Genomic DNA, 18,912 nt, shown 5'->3' with positions numbered 1-18,912 from the left:
CGGCATCAAGCTTGGGCGGAGGTTCTCAACAGGGTCAGGATGTCGCGCACCTGGTCGTGGGCGGCCGCCAGGCCCTTGCCCGTATCGACCACGAAGTCGGCGCGGGCGCGCTTCTCGGCGTCGGGCAGCTGGCGGGCCAGGATCGCCTCGAACTTCTCAGGCGTCATGCCGGGGCGGGCCAGCACCCGCTCGCGCTGGACGTCGGCCGGCGCGCTGACCACCACCACCTTGTGGACGTTCTTCTGGCCGCCGGTCTCGAACAGCAGGGGCACGTCGAGCACGACGATGTCGTGGCCGTCCTTTTCCGCCTTCTCGAAGAAGCCGATGCGATGGGCGCCGACCAGCGGGTGGACGATGGCCTCCAGCTTCTCCAGCGCCTCGGGATCGCCGACCACCTGGGCGCTGAGCCGCGCACGATCGATCGCGCCGTCGACCACGACGCCCGGAAACGCCGCCTCGACCGGCGCCACGGCCGCCCCGCCCACGGAATAGAGCGCATGCACGGCCGCGTCGGAATCGTAGACCGGCGCGCCCTCGGCCTCGAACATCTTGGCCGTGGTCGACTTGCCCATGCCGATGGAGCCGGTGAGGCCAAGGATGATCATTTCGCGCCTTGCCCCAGATGCGCCAGGGCGACAGCGCGAACATCGACATCGGCCGGAGGCGGCTGGCCGAAGAAGGCTTCGAACGACGGCACGGCCTGCAGCAGCAGCATTTCCAGGCCGTCCACCGTGGGCCGGCCAGCGGCTTGCGCCCGCGCCAGGAACTCGGTGCGCAGCGGCTTGTAGACCATGTCCATCACCACGCAGCCTTCGGGAGTAAGCGTGAGGTCGGCCGGCGGACCATCGCCGCCGCCCAGGCCCAGCGAGGTGGCGTTGATGACGAGGCCCGCGTCGGCCAGCAGGGCGGGCAGGGCGTTCTCGCCGGCCGCCGTGACCTTGTCGCCAAGGGCGTCGGCGATGGCCTGGGCCTTGGCGACCGTGCGGTTGACGATCCCGACCTTGGGCGCGCCGGCCAGCAGCAGGGCCGCCGCCGCGCCCCGCGCCGCGCCGCCGGCGCCCAGGATCACCACGGGCGCCGCTGTGACGTCGAAGTCCGGCGCCTGGGCGGCGATCGCGCCGAGGAGACCCGGTCCGTCGGTGTTATCGGCGAAGATCGTGCCGTCCTCGCGGAAGCGCAGCAGGTTGGCCGCGCCGGCCAGGCGCGCCAGGGCGCTGGCCTCGTCGGCGCAGGCCAGCGCTCTTTCCTTGAAGGGGATGGTGACGTTGAGGCCTCGGATCACACCGCCCCGGAAGCCGTTCACGAAGGCCTCGAACCGATCTTCGCGCGGACCCATCGGCACATAGGTGCCGTCGATCCCGGCGGCCGCCAGCCAGGCGTTGTGCAGCAGCGGGCTCATCGAGTGAACGATCGGCTGGCCGCAGACGCCGGCCACCAGGGCCTGGCCGGTAATCTTGAAACTCATGCCTGAAGGGCTCCGTGCAGGCGCAGGAAGTCGAGCAGGCCGGTCATCGGCAGCCCGAGGATGGTGAAGTAGTCCCCGTCTATACGGTCGAACATCTGCAGGCCTTCGCCTTCCAGCATGTAGCAGCCGACAGACGACAGGATCTGCTCGCCGTTGCGCTCCAGATAGCCGTCGAGCCAGGCCTCGCTGAACGGACGCACCGACAGCTTGGCGGTCTCGACGATGCGCCAGATCGGCTGGCCGTCGCGGGCCACGACGACGCCGGAGTGCAGCTTGTGGATTTCTCCGCGCAGCTCCAGCAGGCGCGCGCGCGCGGCCTCGAGGGTGTCGACCTTGTCGAACAGCCGGCCTTTCAGCTCGAGGGTCTGGTCCGAGCCGATCACGAGGCCCGGCCGCCTGTGGGAAACCTTGACCGCCTTCATCTCGGCCAGGGCGTCGGCGACGTCGCGCGGCGTCACCTCTTCGGCCAGCAGGCCGGCCTTGGCGGCCTCTTCGTCCACACCCGAGGCCACGGCCTCGAACGGAACCCCGGCGTTCTTGAGGATCGTCTGACGCGTCCAGCTGGTGGAGGCCAGCACGATAGGGGGAGGGGAGGCGCTCATCCCAGCACCTCGACCTGGCCGCGGCCGCCCGACAGCAGGTTGATGATCGCCGCGGCGGTTTCCTCCACCGAACGGCGGGTGACGTCGATGATCGGCCAGCCGTTCTTTTCGAACAGGCGGCGGGCGGCGATGATCTCGGCGCGCACGCTGTCGGTGTCGATATAGTCGCTCTCTCTATTCTCCTTGAGCGACAGCAGGCGGTTGCGGCGGATCTGGATCAGCCGTTCGGGCGTGGTCATCAGGCCAACGATCAGGGTGTTCTTCAGCTCGAACAGCTGCTCGGGCGGCGGACGGCCTGGCACCAGCGGCACGTTGGCGGCGCGCACGCCGCGATGGGCCAGATAGATGCAGGTCGGCGTCTTGGAAGTGCGCGAGACGCCCACCAGGATCACGTCGGCCTGGGTCAGATCCTGGCCACCCTGGCCGTCGTCGTGGGCGATGGCGTAGTCCAGGGCCTCGATACGGTCGAAATAGTCGTTGTTCAGCGCGTGCTGCGCGCCCACGCGCGTGGAGATCTTGGCGCCCAGATAGCGCGACATGGCGCTGACCACCGGATCCAGCGCGGCGATGCACGGCATGTCGAGCTTGCGGCAGCCTTCCTCCAGCGCCGAGCGCAGGTTCGGGTCGATGATGGTGTGCATGACCACCCCCGGCGCCCCGGCGATCTCCTCCAGGGCCCGGTCCAGCTGCCTTATGGAACGAACCAGCGCGTAGATGTGTTCGATCGGCAGGATATCGGTGAACCGTGCACAGACCGCGCGCGCCATGGCGTTCAGGGTCTCGCCCGTGGAGTCCGAAACCAAGTGGATATGGAAGTAGGTCGCGAACCGCGCGGTGTGGCGATCGGCCTCAGGCGACGCACTGTCCTGTGGATCATCCGTTAAGGGTTGCTTTACCACTCTGGGAGCCTTCTGGGGACAAGCGGGCGCCAAATGCGCCCCAGCGCGACGCTGCGCCGCGCCCCTGTGATAAACGGCCTCATTGACGCCGGACAATCCCCAGCTTGAACCTGCCCACCGGGACCTGTGCCCGAGCGTTCTCCCGCGCTTGTGGAAAGTCCTAACGGGTGGTTAATTTCCCGTTCACCATCGTCTGGGTTCCGTAAGGAATCTCGTGACTTGGAAGCTTGTCCACGAAGTTCACAAGGTATGACTCCCATGTGTACCAAGCTGGGGCATACCGAGTAGGGCCTGTTGGAGTTGTCCACCGGGGCGGACTTATCCCCGTGTTGCACTTGCCCTCCCCCTTCTTCCTCTCTCTCTAAGATTCTTATTTTTAAGAAGAATAAGAGGGTACGGGATCGCACGGACTTGAGTGGAACGGCTCGCCGGGATTTAACCGCCGGTATGACGAGCTCCCCGATCCCGAAGTTTCTCTCCGTGCTGGCCGGTGAAACCGCCGAGCGTCCCCCGGTCTGGTTCATGCGCCAGGCGGGACGGTATCTCCCCGAGTATCGCGCCGTGCGGGCGACGACCCCGGACTTCATCAGCTTCTGCCTGAACCCTGAGAAGGCCGCCGAAGTCACCCTGCAGCCGCTGCGCCGCTTTCCGTATGACGCGGCCATCGTCTTCGCCGACATCCTGCTGATCCCCGGCGCGCTGGGCCAGAAGGTCTGGTTCGAGGCCGGCGAAGGCCCCAAGCTCGGCGAGCTGCCCGATCTGGACGCCATGGCCGACAAGACCCAGCAGGCCGGCGAGGCCCTGAAGGCCGTCGGCGAGACGCTTTCGCGCGTGCGAGCGGACATCGATCCTTCGAAGGCCCTGATCGGCTTTGCCGGTGCGCCGTGGACGGTGGCGACCTACATGATCGAGGGCGGATCGAGCGATCGCTCGGGCGCGCGCACCTTCGCCTACCAGAACGCCGACAAGCTGGACCGACTGATCCAGATCCTGGTCGACGCCACGGTCGATTATCTGGCCATGCAGGCCGCTTCCGGCGCCCAGGCGCTGAAGCTGTTCGAGAGCTGGGCCGAGGGCCTCTCTGAGCCGCTTTTCGACCGCCTGGTGACCAAGCCCCACATCGCCATCGTCGAGGGCCTTCGGGCGCGCGGCGTGACCGTGCCGCTGATCGGCTTCCCCCGCGGAGCCGGAACGCTCGTCGAAGCCTACGCGCAGGCCGTGCCGGTGGACGGCGTGGCGCTCGACACCTCGGCCTCGGCGAAGCTCGGCCAGGCCATCCAGAAGACCAAGACCATCCAGGGCGCGCTGGATCCGCTGCTGCTGCGGGCCGGCGGGCCGGCGCTGGACGAACGCGTCGAGCAGATGCTCGAGCAGTGGGGGCAAGGCCCCTATATCTTCAACCTGGGCCACGGCATCCTGCCCGACACGCCGATCGCTCATGTCGAGCAGGTGCTGAAGCGGGTGACCGGCCTGTGAGCGAAGTGAAGAGCGGCGCGGAAGCTGGGCGCAGGATCGCCGTCGTCCTGTTCAATCTCGGCGGGCCCGACGGCCAGGCGGCGGTGCGGCCGTTCCTGTTCAACCTGTTTCGCGATCCGGCGATCATCCAGGCGCCGTTCTTCGTCCGCTATCCGGTGGCGGCGCTGATCTCGACGACGCGGGCCAAGTCGGCCCGCGCCAACTACGCGCTGATGGGCGGCGGCTCGCCGCTGCTGCCGGAAACCGAGAAACAGGCGCGGGCGCTGGAGGCGGTGCTGGCGCAGCGGTTGCCGGGCGACACGGTCAAGGCCTTCGTCGCCATGCGCTACTGGGACCCGCTGACCGGCGAGACGGCCAGGGCCGTCAAGGCCTGGAAGCCCGACGAAGTGGTGCTGCTGCCGCTCTATCCGCAATACTCCACAACGACGACGGCCTCGTCGCTGAAGGCGTGGAGCAAGGCCTACCGCAAGGGTCCGGGGCGGATGACGACCGTCTGCTGCTATCCCGCGGCCGATGGTTTCGTGCAGGCGCACGCGGACCTGGTTCGGGCGGAGTACCTCAAGGCCGGCTCGCCCAAGCCGGCGCGGATCCTGTTCTCGGCCCACGGCCTGCCGGAAAAGGTGATCACCGCCGGCGATCCCTACCAGCGCCAGGTCGAGGCTACGGCCGCCGCCGTGGTCGATAAGCTCGGCGACATCCTGGGCGAGGGCGTCGACTGGAAGATCAGCTATCAGAGCCGCGTCGGCCCGCTGAAATGGATCGGACCATCCACCGACGAGGAGGTCGAGGCGGCGGCGCATGAGGGCTTGGCCCTGGTGGTCACGCCGATCGCCTTCGTCTCCGAGCACATCGAGACCCTGGTCGAGCTCGACGTCGAGTATCGCGAGCTGTTCTACGCCCACGGCGGCTCGATCTACGCCCGCGCGCCGGCGCTTGGCGTGTGGCCCGCATTCATAGATTGTTTGGGGACTCTCGTGACTGAGGCGCTCTCTTCGGAAGCGCCACAGGTCTGCGGCAGCGACCGATCCTGCCCCAATACCCGCTCTGGAGCCCGCGCGTGACCGACTTCCTGGTCGAGCATTTCAACCTGATCCGCGGCCTGCACATCCTGGCCGTGATCGCCTGGATGGCGGGGATGCTCTACCTGCCGCGCCTCTACGTCTATCACACGCAGGCGACGCTCGGTTCGGAGATGGACGCGACCTTCAAGGTCATGGAGCGGCGGCTGCTGCGGGGGATCATCAATCCGGCGATGATCGCCGCCCTGGTCTTCGGCCTGGGCCTGATCATGGCCGACGGCGTGATCCGCGGCTGGGACTTCCTCTTGAAGCCCTGGATGTTGGCCAAGCTGGCTGGCGTGTTCTTCCTGTTCGGCTGGCACGGCTTCCTGTCGAAGGCCCGAAAGGCGTTCGAGGCCGGCCAGAACACCCGCTCGGAGAAGTTCTGGCGCGCCACCAACGAGCTGCCCTTCGTGGCGGCGATCGTCATCGTGCTGTCGGTGACGACCAAGTACCTGAACTAGCGGGGAGGGGCCGAAGCGTCCCGCCTTCTCCCCGCCTTATCCCCCGCCAGGCGATGGAGTCCCACAGGACTCCATCGGTAGCGCTTGACCGCGAACCCGCCTTGTGGTTCCCGTCTTGGTCAGACGTTGCGGTCATACCGCAGCGTTCCCGTCTTTCACGGATCGCGCCCGTCCTGGAGCGCCCCATGATCCGTTCCCCTGATCGATCCGCGCCGTCGTCATGGCGCGACCCCATCGCCGCCTTCGCTTGAAGCCGGCTGAATTTCTATCCAAGCCCGGATCGTATCCGGGCGACCGCGAGTCTATGCATGACTGAAGAAACCGATCCCCAAGCCCCGCTCGAGCTGGACGCCCCCGTGGACGCCCTTGGGGAAGCCACGGAAGAGGCCGCCGTCGAGATCGTGGCCGAGACCGACGCCGCCATCGAGGCGGGCGCCGACGACGAAGACGACAACGCCGAGATCACGGCGGCCATCGCCGCCATGGGCCTGACGCGCATGTCGCTGCAGGAGCTGAAGGAAAAGTCCCCGGCCGATCTGCTGGCGTTCGCCGAGACCTTCGAGGTCGAGAACGCCAACTCGATGCGCAAGCAGGACATGATGTTCGCCATCCTGAAGACCCTCGCCGAGGAAGGCGTGGAGATCTTCGGTTCGGGCACCATGGAAGTGCTGCAGGACGGCTTCGGCTTCCTGCGCTCGCCGGAAGCCAACTACCTGCCGGGTCCGGACGACATCTACGTGTCGCCTTCGCAGATCCGCAAGTTCGGCCTGCGCACCGGCGACAGCGTCGAGGGCGCGATCCGTTCGCCCCGTGAAGGCGAGCGTTACTTCGCCCTGACCAGCGTCTCGAAGATCAACTTCGAGAGCCCCGAGAACGTGCGCCACAAGGTGCACTTCGACAACCTGACGCCGCTCTATCCCGAAGAGCGCCTGAACATGGAACTGCCCGATCCGACCATCAAGGATCGCTCGGGCCGCGTCATCGACATCGTCGCCCCGCTCGGCAAAGGCCAGCGCTGCCTGATCGTCGCCCCGCCGCGCGTCGGCAAGACGGTGATGCTGCAGAACATCGCCAAGTCGATCGAGACCAACCACCCCGAGTGCTATCTGATCGTCCTGCTGATCGACGAGCGCCCGGAAGAAGTCACCGACATGCAGCGCACGGTGAAGGGCGAGGTCATCGCCTCGACCTTCGACGAGCCGGCCACCCGCCACGTGCAGGTCGCCGAGATGGTGATCGAGAAGGCCAAGCGCCTGGTCGAGCACAAGCGCGACGTCGTCATCCTGCTGGACTCGGTCACGCGTCTGGGCCGGGCCTACAACACCACCGTCCCGTCGTCGGGCAAGGTGCTGACCGGCGGTGTCGACGCCAACGCCCTGCAGCGCCCCAAGCGCTTCTTCGGCGCCGCGCGCAACGTGGAGGAAGGCGGCTCGCTGTCGATCATCGCCACGGCCCTGATCGACACCGGCAGCCGGATGGACGAAGTCATCTTCGAAGAGTTCAAGGGCACCGGTAACTCGGAAATCGTCCTGGACCGCAAGGTGGCCGACAAGCGCATCTTCCCGGCCATCGACGTGCTCAAGTCGGGCACCCGCAAGGAAGAGCTCATCACCCCGCGCGACCAGCTGCAGAAGACCTACGTGCTGCGCCGGATCCTCAACCCGATGGGCGCTTCGGACGCCATCGAGTTCCTGCTCGACAAGCTGCGCCAGTCGAAGACGAACGGCGATTTCTTCCAGAGCATGAATACTTAAGCTTGGTGTTTCACGTGAAACACGAGAAAGGCCCCGGAGCGATCCGGGGCCTTTTTGTTGGTCGGTGGCGTTGAGATCCTCCCCTCTGCGGGAGGTGGCCCGTAAGGCCGGAGGGGGGACGTTCTCAGCTGCCGCAGTATCGGCCAGCTGATCACCCACACCCCTCTCCGTCGGCTACGCCGACACCTCTCCCAAAGGGAGAGGATCTTGGTGCTACGGAACCAGCACCGTCGCCCCTGTCGTCTTCCGACCCTCCAGCGCCTCGTGCGCCGCTCGGGCCTCCGCCAGCGGAAACCGCTGCCCGATCTCGATCTTCACCGCGCCAGACGCCAGGACCTCGAACAGGGCCGCGGCGCTCTCGTCGAGCTCCTCCGTCGTGACGATGTAGTCGAACAGGCGAGGGCGGGTGATGAAGGCCGACTTGGCGCCGAGCTCCAGCGGCGCGAACGGCGGCACGGGTCCCGAGGCGTTGCCATAGGTGACCAGCACGCCGCGCCGGCCCAGGCTCTTCAGGCTGCCCTGGAAGGTGTCCTTGCCCACGCCGTCATAGACGACCGGCACGCCGGCCCCGCCGGTGATCTCGGCGACCCGGGCGGCGACGTCCTCGTGGTCGTAGAGGATCACGTGGTCGGCGCCGAGGTCGCGGACGATCTGCGCCTTGGCTTCCGAGCCTACCGTGGCGATGACGCTGGCGCCCAGGGCCTTGGCCCACTGCACCAGGATCTGGCCGACGCCGCCGGCGGCCGCATGGACCAGCACGGTCTGGCCGGCTTGCACGGGGAAGCAGCGACGGACCAGGAACTCGGCCGTCATGCCCTTGAGCAGGACGGCGGCGGCGACCTCCAGGTCGACACCTTCCGGAACCTTCACCGCCCGATCGGCCGGAACCACCGAGGCCTGCGCATAGGCGCCCATCGTGCCGTTGTAGGCGACGCGGTCGCCGACGGCGAAGCGGGTGACGCCCTCGCCGACGGCCTCCACGTGACCGGCGGCTTCCAGGCCCAGCACCTGCGGGTACTTCACTGGGTAAAGGCCCGAGCGGTGATAGGTGTCGATGAAGTTCAGACCGACGGCCGCATGGCGGACGAGGATCTGGCCGGGGCCGGGCGAGGGGAGGTCGCGTTCGACGACCTCCAGCACCTCGGGCCCGCCGGCGGCCTTGGCTTCGACGGCCAGCATCAGGCGAGGGTCTTCTTGAAGAAGGCCAGGCTGCGGCCGTTGGCCAGGGCGGCGTCGGCGGCGTCATAGTGCTCGCCGCCCTCGCGGGCGAAGGCGTGGTCGCGGCCCGCATAGGTATGAAGCGTGATCTGCGGGTGGTCCTTCAGCGCGGCGAAGATCACCTGCTGGGCTTCCTTGGGCACGAACTTGTCTTCCTCGGCCACGTGCAGCAGCAGCGGCTTTTCCAGCTTCTCGGCCTCGCCGACATGCTTTTCCAGGCCGACGCCGTAATAGGAGACCGAGGCGTCGGCGTCGGTGCGGGTGGCGGTCAGGAAGGCCAGCAGGCCGCCCAGGCAGTAGCCGACCGCGCCCACCTTGCCCGACGACTGCGGGCGGATGGCGTCGATGGTGGCGTCGATGTCGGCGACGCCGGCGTCCACGTCGAACGCGTTGAACAGTTCGAAGGCCTTCTTCCACTCGGCTTCCGACTTGTCGGTGATGTCGATGCCGGGCTCGATCCGCCAGAAGAGGTCGGGGCACACGGCCAGGAAGCCCTCGCCGGCCAGTTTGTCGCAGATGTCGCGCATCACCTGGTTGACGCCGAAGATCTCCTGGATGACGACGACGGCCGGCGGATTGTCTCCCGTGGCGGGACGCGCCACATAGGCCGAGAAGTCGCCATCGGGCGTGTTGATCGTGAGGGTCTCGCTCATGGGGCTCTCCACATACAATAAGCCGTCGATGGGACTTTCGACCGAAGCGCTCTAACCTGCCCCGAGCAGTGCGCGGCGTCACAATCTCGTGGCCTGCCGCCAGGGAACTTTTTCGATGAAGATGACGATCGAGATCGACTGCACCCCGGTCGAGGCGCGGGCCTTCCTGGGCCTGCCCGACGTAAGCGGATTGAACGACCATCTCGTCAAGGAGATGCAGGCCCGCATGGACGCCAACATGGCGATGCTGGCCCCCGAAGAGCTTCTGAAGAACTGGATGGCGTTCGGGGCCGGCGCCCAGGACAGCTTCCGCAAGCTGATGACGGCCGCGGCCGGAGCGGCGGTCGGCAAGCGCGACTGATCTGATGGTCGATACGATCTACGCGCCGGCGACGGCGGCGGGCCGCGCCGCCGTGGCGGTGATCCGCGTCTCGGGTCCGGCCAGCGGCGAGGCCGTGCGCGCCCTCACGGGAAACCTCCCCAAGCCGCGCCAGGCCGTCCTTCGCACCCTGCGCCAAGACGGCGTCGCGCTCGACGACGCGCTGGTGCTGTGGTTCCAGGGGCCGGCCAGCTACACCGGCGAGGACGCCGCCGAGTTTCACGTGCATGGGGGCAGGGCGGTCGTCGAGGCCATGCTCGGCGCCTTGTCGGCCCTGGGCCTGCGCCTGGCCGAACCGGGGGAGTTCACCCGCCGCGCCTTCCAGCACGGCAAGCTCGACCTGGCCCAGGCCGAGGCCGTGGGCGACCTGATCGACGCCGAGACCGAAGGCCAGCGCAAGCAGGCGCTGGGCCAGTTGGGCGGCGCCCTGGGCCGGCGCTACGACGCCTGGCGCGACCTGCTGGTCCAGGCCCTGGCCATGCTGGAAGCGGCCGTCGACTTCCCCGACGAGGAACTGCCGGAAGACGTGGCGGCCCGGGCCCGTCCCGGACTGGAGACCTTGAAGGCCGAGATCGACGTCGCCCTGGCGGATGTCGCACGTGGTCGCCGGGTGCGGGACGGCTTCCGCATCGCCCTGGTCGGCGCGCCCAATGCCGGCAAGAGCACCTTGCTCAATGCGCTGGCCGAGCGCGACGCGGCGATCGTCACGGCGACGCCTGGGACCACGCGGGACGTCATCGAGGTTCCGCTGGTGCTGGGCGGCTACAAGGCGCTGCTGGCCGATACGGCCGGGATCCGCGAGACCGCCGACGATATCGAGGCCGAGGGCGTGCGCCGCGCGCGGGTCTGGGCCGAGGAAGCCGACCTGCGGATGTGGGTCGTCGATGCCGGCGAGTTTCACGTGAAACATTCCGAACACCACGCAATCGTCCGCGCGGGTGACTGGCTGGTGGTCAACAAGACCGATCTGGTAGAGCCGGCTGTCGTTGCGGCCATACGCGAACAGACCGCCGAACTCGGGTTGCACGTGGTGGCGCTGTCGGCGCGGGAGCAGGGGGCCGACCCGATCCGCGCCGCCCTGACCGATCACGTGGTCCAGGCGCTGTCCGGCGCGGAGTTTCCCGCCGCCACGCGGATCCGCCACGCGGAACGTCTGGGGGAGGCCAGAGCCTACCTGGAACGCGCCCTGGCCGAGGTAGACGACGTGGAACTGGCCGCTGAGGATGTTCGCCTGGCTTCCCGTGCATTGTCTCGGATCACAGGCCGGATCGATCCGGAAGACGTGCTTGACCGTGTCTTTTCAAGCTTCTGCATTGGGAAGTGAATGTTTCACGTGGAACAGGGTCTTGAACCGTCCACAGCCTGACCACAGATACGCGCACCGCGTTTCACGTGAAACGCCCCGGACTCGACTCGCCCACAGGGCGGCTTGAAGCTATAAGTCAGGCACGCGCCCGCCGGGTCGGGCGTGTTCCGCATTGAGGCGCGTTTCTCCCTTGTCCAGCTCTTCGCCCCAGTCCTGGGACGTCATCGTTATTGGCGGCGGTCACGCCGGTTGCGAGGCCGCGGCGGCCGCCGCGCGCACCGGCGCGCGCACCCTGCTGCTGACCCACAAACGTGAAACCGTCGGCGAGATGTCGTGCAACCCGGCCATCGGCGGCCTGGGCAAGGGCCACCTGGTGCGCGAGATCGACGCCCTGGACGGCCTGATGGGCCGCATGGCCGACAAGGCCGGCATCCAGTTCCGGATGCTGAACCGCTCCAAGGGCCCGGCCGTCCGCGGTCCGCGCTCGCAGATCGATCGCAAGCTCTATCGTCAGGCCATGCAGGCCGAGCTGTTCGCCTATCCCAACCTCGACGTCATCGCCGCCGCCGCCGAAGACCTGATCGTCGAGGACGCCCACGTGGCCGGCGCCGTGGACGGGGAGGGTACGGTCTATCGCGCGTCTAAAGTCGTGCTGACCACCGGCACCTTCCTGAAGGGCGTCATCCACCAGGGCGAAACCCGCATCCCGGCCGGCCGGGTCGGCGACCAGCCGTCGATCGGCTTGTCGGACCGTCTCTATGGCCTGGGCTTCGACATGGGCCGCCTGAAGACCGGCACGCCCGCCCGCCTGGACGGCAAGACCATCGCCTGGGACCGCCTCGACATGCAGGCGGCCGACGAAGAGCCCGTGCCGTTCTCGTTCCTCAACGACAAGATCGAGGTGCCGCAGATCCGCTGCGGCATCACCTTCACCACCGAGGAAACCCACAGGATCATCGCCGATCGCCTGGGCGAGTCCGCCGTCTATGGCGGTCGCGCCACGGGGATCGGCCCGCGCTACTGCCCGTCGATCGAGGACAAGGTCGTCCGCTTCGCCGACAAGACCAGCCACCAGGTGTTCCTGGAGCCCGAAGGCCTGGACGACGACACCGTCTATCCGAACGGCGTCTCGACCTCGGTCTCGGCCGAGACCCAGCTCCTGTTCCTGCGCACCATTCCCGGCCTCGAGGCCGTGGAGGTGATCCGCTACGGCTACGCGATCGAATACGACTATGTCGATCCGCGCGAGCTCTACGCCACGCTGGAGACCAAGCGCCTGCCGGGCCTTTATCTGGCCGGCCAGATCAACGGCACCACGGGCTATGAAGAGGCCGGGGCGCAAGGCCTGGTCGCCGGCATGAACGCCGCGCTGTCGGCGCTGGGCCACGAGCCGGCGGTGTTCGCGCGCGACGAAGCCTATATCGGCGTGATGATCGACGACCTGGTCACCCGTGGCGTGACCGAGCCCTACCGCATGTTCACCAGCCGGGCCGAGTTCCGCCTCACCCTGCGCGCCGACAACGCCGACCAGCGCCTGACCGAGCGTGGCGTGCAGCTGGGCGTCGTGGGCGACGTCCGCGCCGCCGCCTGGGCCGCCAAGAAGGCGGAGCTGGACGCGGTCCGTGCTCGCGCCCGCGCCCTGAACATGACCCCGGCTGAGGCCGTCAAGGCCGGCTTCAAGGTCAATGCCGACGGTCAGCGCCGCGACGTCCTGGCCATGCTGGCCTATCCGGACGTGGGTCTCGACGACCTGGTTCGCGTCTGGCCCGAGATCGCCGACTGGAGCCCGATGGCTCGCGAGCAGATCGAGATCGAGGCGGCCTATGCCGGCTATCTTGACCGCCAGCGCGCCGACGCCGAATCCCTGCGCAAGGACGAGGATCTGCGCCTGCCGGCCGACCTCGACTACCGCGACATCGGCAGCCTCTCCAACGAGGTGCGCGAGAAGCTGATCCGGGTGAAGCCCCTGACGCTGGGCCAGGCGGCCCGCATCGAGGGCGTCACCCCGGGCGCCCTGACGGCCCTGCTGGCCCACGTGCGACGGGGCCGGGCCGCCTGATGGCTGAAGCCGCTTCCAATCTCGTCATCGAAACGCTCGACCCAGTCGACGCCGCCGCCTTCCAGCGGTTGACGGGTTCGACTGACGCCCAGATCGCCGACCTGGCGCGCTACAAGGATCTGCTGGCCGAATGGAACGAGGTGATGAACCTCGTCGGTCCGGCCTCGATGGCTGCCTACTGGAACCGCCACGCCTGGGACAGCGCCCAGCTGCTGACCTTCGCGCCGCAGGCCAAGGTCTGGGCCGACCTGGGCGCCGGCGCCGGCCTGCCCGGCGTGGTGCTGGCCATCCTGCTGAAGGGCGTTCCCGGGGCCAAGGTCCACCTCGTCGAGAGCATGGCCAAGCGCTGCCGCTTCCTCGACGCCGTCTGCCGCGAACTCGACCTGCCGGTCGAGATCCACAACGCCCGCGCCGAAAGCCTGGACCTCAAGGTGCAGGTGGTCACGGCCCGGGCCTGCGCGCCGATGCCGCGCCTGCTGGAATACTCGCAACCCTATTTCAAGCGCGGCGCGGTCGCCTGGTTCCTGAAGGGCCAGGAGGTCGCCGCCGAGATCGCTGAAGCCGAGAAGACCTGGAAGTTCGAGTCGGACGTGCGGGGCTCCAAGAGCGACCCGCGCGGTCATGTCGTGCAAATCAAGGGGCTGAGCCGTGTCCGCAAAGTCTGAGCTGAGAGTCCTGGCGGTCGCCAACCAGAAGGGCGGGGTGGGCAAGACCACCACGGCCATCAACCTGGGCACCGCCCTGGCCGCATGCGGCGAGCGCGTGCTGCTGATCGACGCCGACCCGCAGGGCAACTGCTCCACGGGCCTGGGCATCGGGCGCCTGCAGCGCAAGAAGACGCTGTACGACGTGCTGATGGGCGAGGCCCCGGTGATCGAGGCCGCCGTCCAGACCTCGCTGCCGGGCCTGGACGTGATCCCGGCCGACGCCGACCTGTCGGGCGTGGAGCTGGAGCTGGGCCAGGTGGCCCGTCGCTCGTACCGCCTGCGCGACGCCCTGGAGCCGCTGCGGGCCAGCGGCCCCTACACCTATGTGCTGATCGACTGTCCGCCGTCGTTGAACGTGCTGACGGTCAACGCCATGACCGCGGCCGACGCCGTGTTCGTGCCCCTGCAGTGCGAGTTCTTCGCCCTGGAAGGCCTGACACAGCTGATCCGCACCATCGAGCGTGTCCGTGGCAGCCTGAACCCGCGCCTGGAGATCCAGGGCGTGGTGCTGACCATGTACGATCGCCGCAACAGCCTCTCCGAACAGGTGGCCCGCGACGTGCGCGAGCATTTCGGCGACAAGGTGTACGACGCGGTCATACCGCGGAACGTCCGGGTGTCGGAGGCGCCGTCGTTCGGCAAGCCGGTGCTGCTCTACGATCTCAAGTGCGCTGGCAGCCAAGCCTACCTGCGGCTGGCTCGTGAAGTGATCAGCCGCGAGAAGGATCGCCAGGCCCAGGCCGCCTGATCCACAGGGCCTACCCATTTGAGCCTCGACCTGAGGATACGGGTCGAAGTCACTATTGAAGTTGAAGTTTCGAGGAGACGGTCGTGGTCGGTGAAGCGGGGATGTCGGAAGGCCGTCGGGGTCTGGGTCGCGGTCTGTCGGCGCTGCTGGGCGAGGTCGACGCCGCCCCGGCCCAGGCGCCGGGCGACAATACCGGCGGTTCGCGGGAAGCCCCGATCGAGCTTCTGAAGCGTAATCCCGACCAGCCCCGCCGGACCTTCCGCGAGGAAGACCTGGTAGAACTTTCCAACTCCATCGCCGAGAAGGGCGTGCTCCAGCCGATCCTGGTGCGGCCGGCGCCGGGCGCTCCGGGCGAGTACCAGATCGTCGCCGGCGAGCGTCGCTGGAGGGCCGCCCAGCGCGCCGGTCTCCGGACCGTGCCGATCATCGTGCGCGAGCTCGACGACCTGGCCGTGCTCGAGATCGGCATCATCGAGAACGTCCAGCGCTCGGACCTCAACATCCTCGAAGAGGCCCTGAGCTACCGCGTGCTGATGGACAAGTTTGGCCGCACCCAGGACGCCATCGCCCAGACCATCGGCAAGAGCCGCAGCCATGTGGCCAACACCCTGCGCCTGCTGGCCCTGCCGGAAGCGGTGCAGCAGCACCTGGTGACCGGCGCCCTGACCGCCGGTCACGCTCGCGCCATCGCCACCGCCGCCGATCCGGGCGCCTTGGCCCAGCAGGTCATCGACGGCGGCCTGTCGGTGCGCGAGACCGAGACCCTGGCCCGCGTCGCCCAGACCGGCGACGCCACCCCGCGCGCCAAGAACGGCGGCTCGGCGCCTCCGCGTGCGCCGCGCGCCAAGGACACCGACACCCAGGCCCTGGAAGCCGACCTGTCGTCGGTCCTCGGCCTCGACGTCGAGATCGACCATCGCGGCGGCGCCGGCTCGCTCATCGTCCGCTACGCGACCCTCGAGCAACTGGACGACCTCTGCAACCGCCTGACGCGGGGCGTCTGATCGGCCCTGTTTTCGGGGTCTCCTGTGGCGCATGAAGAAAGGCGCGGCCGTATACTGGGTCGCGCCATTCGCCACAGGCGAGGGCGGGGAGGGCGATATTCTCGCGTAATCCATTGCCGGATAAGGGAAAAATCCAGAACCGGCCGCCGAATTGAAAGCTCCGGCGACGGAATTTTTCCACAGCCCGGCGACGCGGTTGCCAGCGAACTATTTGACCGGAATCTCGAATCGCTATCCGCGCGCCGGTCCTAGCGCGCGACGCTGGCCCGGGCGCGCTTGAGACCCGGACGGGTGCTCGGGGCGCCCGCCTCGTTCTGCTCGAGCGCCGAAAGCAAGTCGGCCTTCAGCGCCGAGACCTTGCGGCCGTCGGCCAGCTTCCCACCCTCGGCCGTCTGCACGTAGAAGGCGTCGACCGCCCGCTCGCCATAGCCGTCGATGTGGGCCGACTGAATCGAGAGACCGTTGTCGGCCAGGGTGCGGGCCAGGGCTTGCAACAGGCCCGGACGGTCGCGGCCCGAGGCTTCCACCACCGTGGCCTCGTGCGAGGCCTCGTTGTCGACGACGACGGTGGGAGCGATGGCGAAGGCGGCCGTGCGGGCCAGCTCGGCGCCGCGCCGGGCCTCGACATTGACGCCCTCGCCGCGACCGGCCGCTTCCAGGGCGTCTGCCAGGCGACGCAGGGCGCGGGGGTTCTCGCAGCCCAGCGCCGAGCCGGTGACGTCCTGCACATAGAAGACGTCCAGCGCCTGGCCCTGGCGGGAGGTGAAGACCCGGGCGCCGACGACGTTGCCGCCCAGCGACGAGATGGCCAGGGCCAGATCCGCGAACAGGCCGCGACGGTCGCGCGCGGCGATGACGATCTCGGCGGCGTTGGCGCCGGGATTGACCTTGCCCTCGGCGGCCGCGCCGCCCTGGATGGCGGCCCGGCGGGCCAGGGCGGCATGGTCGAGCAGGTCCTGCGGACCGAAGGCGCCGAAATAGGCGTCCTCCATGGCCGCGGCCCAGCCCTTGGCGGCGGGGTCGGCGGCGATCAGGGCCTCGCGTGCGGCGGCCGCGGCGGCCTCCTGGTGGCGTTGAACGTTGGCGGTGGCGTCACTGCCCCGGCCACCCCTGAAAACCGCCTCAGTGGCGTTGTAGAGCTCGCGCAGCAGCTGGCCCTTCCAGCCGTTCCACACGCCGGGCCCCACGGCCCGGATATCGGCCACGGTGATGACCAGCAGCAGGCGCAGGCGCTCGGGGTTCTCGACGATGCGCGCGAAGGCGGCGACGGTGCCGGGATCCGACACGTCGCGCTTCTGGGCGAAGTCGCTCATCACGAGATGATTCTCGACCAGCCAGGCGACCAGCTCGACCTTGGACCGCTCGACGCCCAGGCGCTCGCAGGCGCTGCGGGCCGAGCGGGCGCCGGCCTTCTCCTGGCCGCCGACGCCGCCCTTGCCGGTGTCGTGCAGCAGCATGGCCAGGAACAGGGCCTCGCGGTCCTCGATCAGCGGCATGATCGACACGGCCAGCGGATGGTCTTCCGAGAGGCGGCCGGCGGCCATGTCGCCGATCAGGCCCACCGCGCGCAGGGTGTGCTCGTCCACCGTGTACGAGTGGTACATGTTGAACTGCATCTGGGCGACGACGCGGCCGAACTCCGGGATGAAGCGGCCCAGCACGCCGGCGTCGTTCATCAGGGTCAGGGTGCGATAGCTGCGCTTGCCTCGCGCCAAGAGGTCCAGGAACGACCGCGTCGCCTCCGGATCGCGGCGCACCTTCGAGGTGATCAGCCCCAGGTGCCGGGTCACGGCCGTGAAGGCGTCGGGGTGCAGGTCAAGGTCGCGCTCGTCGGCGATCTTGAACAGGCGGATCAGGTTGACCGGATCGCTCTCGAAGATCGCCGGCCCGTCGATGTTCAGCCGGCCGCCGTCCTCGTAGAAGCCGGGCGCGTCCAGGGCCTTGCGCTTGGGCTTGGCGCCCGGGAGGAAGCGCGAGATGCCCTTGGGCTCGTTCTTGAAGTGCTCGGCCTCCAGCTTGGCCGAGAAAGCCCGCGTCAGCGCGCCCACTTCCTTGGCGATCAGGAAGTAGCGGCGCATGAAGCGCTCCACCGCCGGCGCGTCGCCGCGGTCGCCATAGCCCATGCGGCGGGCGATCTCGGGCTGCAGGTCGAAGGTCAGGCGCTCTTCGGGACGGCCCGTGGTGAAGTGCAGATGGGCGCGCACGGCGTGCAGGAAGTCGAAGGCGCGGATGAAGGCCTTGGTCTCGCGGCCCGAGAACACCTCCATCTTGAAGACGTCCTCCGGGGCGTCGACCGGGTGCAGGTACTCGGCGATCCACACCAGGGTGTGCAGGTCGCGCAGGCCGCCCTTGCCCTCCTTGACGTTGGGCTCGACCATGTAGCGGCTGGCGCCGGCGCGGGCCTGGCGATCGTCGCGCTCCTTGAGCTTGGCGGCCACGAACTGCTGGCCGGTGCCCTTCATGACCTCGTCGCGGAACCGCCGCTTGAGGTCGGCGGCCAGGCGTTCGTCGCCCGTCAGCCGCCGGGCCTCGAGGATCGAGGTGCGGATCGTGAAGTCTTCCTTCGAGAGGCGGACGCACTCCTCGATGGTGCGCGAGGCGTGGCCGACCTTGAAGCCCAGGTCCCACAGCGCATAGAGCATGTATTCGATCACGCTCTCGACGTGCGGCGTCTGCTTGTAGGGCCGCAGGAAGAGGAGATCGATGTCGCTGAACGGGGCCAGGGTGGCGCGGCCGTAGCCGCCCACGGCCATCAGCGCCAGACGCTCGCCTTCGGTCGGGTTGCGGGCGCGGAAGACGTGCACCGTCGTGAAGTCGTAGAGGGCGGTGATCACCTCGTCGGTGACGCCGCTGAGCAGGCGCGCGGTCTCGACGCCGCCGGCGCCGTTCTCCAGCCGCTCCTTGGCGATCATGCGGCCGCGGAACAGGGCCTGCTTGAGGATGTCGATCGCCCGGGCGCGCTGGGCGGCCTCGTCGCCGATGGCGTCCAGGGCGGCGGCCGACAGGCGCGCGCGCAGGGCGTGGCCGTCGACGACATGTTCCAGGGGCGTGGGGCGAAGGCGGCGAGGCATGGCGGTTATATGGGTGTCCGAGACGGGCGGCCAAAGCGACCACCGGAAC

17 protein-coding genes are annotated in these 18,912 nt (G+C 68.4%); 10 read left to right on the top strand and 7 right to left on the bottom strand.

What is annotated here, in order from left to right:
• Positions 1–5: 5 nt before the first annotated feature.
• From coaE to DDF62_RS20975, 4 genes are read right to left on the bottom strand one after another with little or no spacing between them, the layout of a single operon-like run.
• Positions 6–605 (bottom strand): dephospho-CoA kinase, encoded by a 600-nt coding sequence (gene coaE / locus DDF62_RS20990; protein ID WP_116490904.1) that lies wholly within the window; start codon positions 603–605, stop codon positions 6–8.
• Complete coding sequence (gene aroE, locus DDF62_RS20985; RefSeq protein ID WP_116490903.1) at positions 602–1,465, bottom strand: shikimate dehydrogenase; 864 nt, start codon at positions 1,463–1,465, stop codon at positions 602–604. The genes coaE and aroE overlap by 4 nt, the downstream gene beginning before the upstream one ends.
• Complete coding sequence (locus tag DDF62_RS20980; RefSeq protein ID WP_116490902.1) at positions 1,462–2,067, bottom strand: Maf family protein; 606 nt, start codon at positions 2,065–2,067, stop codon at positions 1,462–1,464. The genes aroE and DDF62_RS20980 overlap by 4 nt, the downstream gene beginning before the upstream one ends.
• Positions 2,064–2,966 (bottom strand): pyruvate, water dikinase regulatory protein, encoded by a 903-nt coding sequence (locus tag DDF62_RS20975; RefSeq protein ID WP_101720414.1) that lies wholly within the window; start codon positions 2,964–2,966, stop codon positions 2,064–2,066. The genes DDF62_RS20980 and DDF62_RS20975 overlap by 4 nt, the downstream gene beginning before the upstream one ends.
• 447 nt (positions 2,967–3,413) lie before the next feature.
• Between DDF62_RS20975 and hemE the strand changes: the two genes are divergently transcribed.
• The 4 genes from hemE (at position 3,414) to rho (ending at position 7,718) form a co-directional block, all read left to right on the top strand.
• The gene (gene hemE / locus DDF62_RS20970; RefSeq protein ID WP_116490901.1) at positions 3,414–4,442 is read left to right on the top strand and encodes a uroporphyrinogen decarboxylase; all 1,029 of its coding nucleotides are present in this window, start codon (positions 3,414–3,416) and stop codon (positions 4,440–4,442) included.
• Complete coding sequence (gene hemH, locus DDF62_RS20965) at positions 4,439–5,503, top strand: ferrochelatase (RefSeq protein ID WP_425267069.1); 1,065 nt, start codon at positions 4,439–4,441, stop codon at positions 5,501–5,503. The genes hemE and hemH overlap by 4 nt, the downstream gene beginning before the upstream one ends.
• Positions 5,452–5,964, top strand: a complete 513-nt coding sequence (locus tag DDF62_RS20960; RefSeq protein WP_279629674.1) for a CopD family protein — start codon at positions 5,452–5,454, stop codon at positions 5,962–5,964. Before hemH ends, DDF62_RS20960 begins: the two co-directional genes overlap by 52 nt.
• 308 nt (positions 5,965–6,272) lie before the next feature.
• Positions 6,273–7,718 (top strand): transcription termination factor Rho, encoded by a 1,446-nt coding sequence (gene rho, locus DDF62_RS20955; protein WP_116490899.1) that lies wholly within the window; start codon positions 6,273–6,275, stop codon positions 7,716–7,718.
• Positions 7,719–7,931: 213 nt separating this feature from the next.
• Here the strand turns inward: rho and DDF62_RS20950 are convergent, their stop codons facing one another.
• Positions 7,932–8,897, bottom strand: coding sequence for a quinone oxidoreductase family protein (locus tag DDF62_RS20950; protein ID WP_116490898.1), 966 nt, complete (start codon positions 8,895–8,897; stop codon positions 7,932–7,934).
• Positions 8,897–9,589 (bottom strand): dienelactone hydrolase family protein, encoded by a 693-nt coding sequence (locus DDF62_RS20945; RefSeq protein ID WP_116490897.1) that lies wholly within the window; start codon positions 9,587–9,589, stop codon positions 8,897–8,899. Before DDF62_RS20945 ends, DDF62_RS20950 begins: the two co-directional genes overlap by 1 nt.
• Before the next feature lie 115 nt (positions 9,590–9,704).
• Here DDF62_RS20945 and DDF62_RS20940 point away from each other — a divergent pair, with 115 nt between their 5' ends.
• The 6 genes from DDF62_RS20940 to DDF62_RS20915 all read left to right on the top strand — a co-directional run bounded on the left by DDF62_RS20940 (position 9,705) and on the right by DDF62_RS20915 (position 15,792).
• On the top strand, positions 9,705–9,950 hold the full coding sequence (locus DDF62_RS20940; RefSeq protein WP_058347082.1) for a DUF6489 family protein: 246 nt from the start codon (positions 9,705–9,707) through the stop codon (positions 9,948–9,950).
• A gap of 4 nt (positions 9,951–9,954) precedes the next feature.
• Entirely contained in the window at positions 9,955–11,292 is a 1,338-nt protein-coding gene (gene mnmE / locus DDF62_RS20935) for a tRNA uridine-5-carboxymethylaminomethyl(34) synthesis GTPase MnmE (RefSeq protein WP_116490896.1), read from the top strand.
• 172 nt (positions 11,293–11,464) lie between these two features.
• Positions 11,465–13,333: a tRNA uridine-5-carboxymethylaminomethyl(34) synthesis enzyme MnmG gene (gene mnmG / locus DDF62_RS20930; RefSeq protein WP_165832325.1), complete on the top strand. Its 1,869-nt coding sequence runs from the start codon at positions 11,465–11,467 to the stop codon at positions 13,331–13,333.
• Positions 13,333–13,998: a 16S rRNA (guanine(527)-N(7))-methyltransferase RsmG gene (rsmG, locus tag DDF62_RS20925; RefSeq protein ID WP_116490894.1), complete on the top strand. Its 666-nt coding sequence runs from the start codon at positions 13,333–13,335 to the stop codon at positions 13,996–13,998. Before mnmG ends, rsmG begins: the two co-directional genes overlap by 1 nt.
• Positions 13,982–14,788, top strand: coding sequence for a ParA family protein (locus DDF62_RS20920; protein WP_116490893.1), 807 nt, complete (start codon positions 13,982–13,984; stop codon positions 14,786–14,788). The genes rsmG and DDF62_RS20920 overlap by 17 nt, the downstream gene beginning before the upstream one ends.
• A gap of 101 nt (positions 14,789–14,889) precedes the next feature.
• Complete coding sequence (locus tag DDF62_RS20915) at positions 14,890–15,792, top strand: ParB/RepB/Spo0J family partition protein (RefSeq protein ID WP_116490892.1); 903 nt, start codon at positions 14,890–14,892, stop codon at positions 15,790–15,792.
• A 248-nt stretch (positions 15,793–16,040) separates the two neighbouring features.
• Here DDF62_RS20915 and DDF62_RS20910 read toward each other — a convergent pair whose 3' ends face one another.
• Positions 16,041–18,863, bottom strand: a complete 2,823-nt coding sequence (locus tag DDF62_RS20910; protein ID WP_116490891.1) for a [protein-PII] uridylyltransferase — start codon at positions 18,861–18,863, stop codon at positions 16,041–16,043.
• Positions 18,864–18,912: the final 49 nt, after the last annotated feature.

Source organism: Caulobacter radicis (genome assembly GCF_003094615.1).
Classification (GTDB): Bacteria; Pseudomonadota; Alphaproteobacteria; order Caulobacterales; family Caulobacteraceae; genus Caulobacter; species Caulobacter radicis.
Note: the sequence above shows the minus strand (reverse complement) of the source record. Positions and strands in the feature narration are given on the sequence as shown.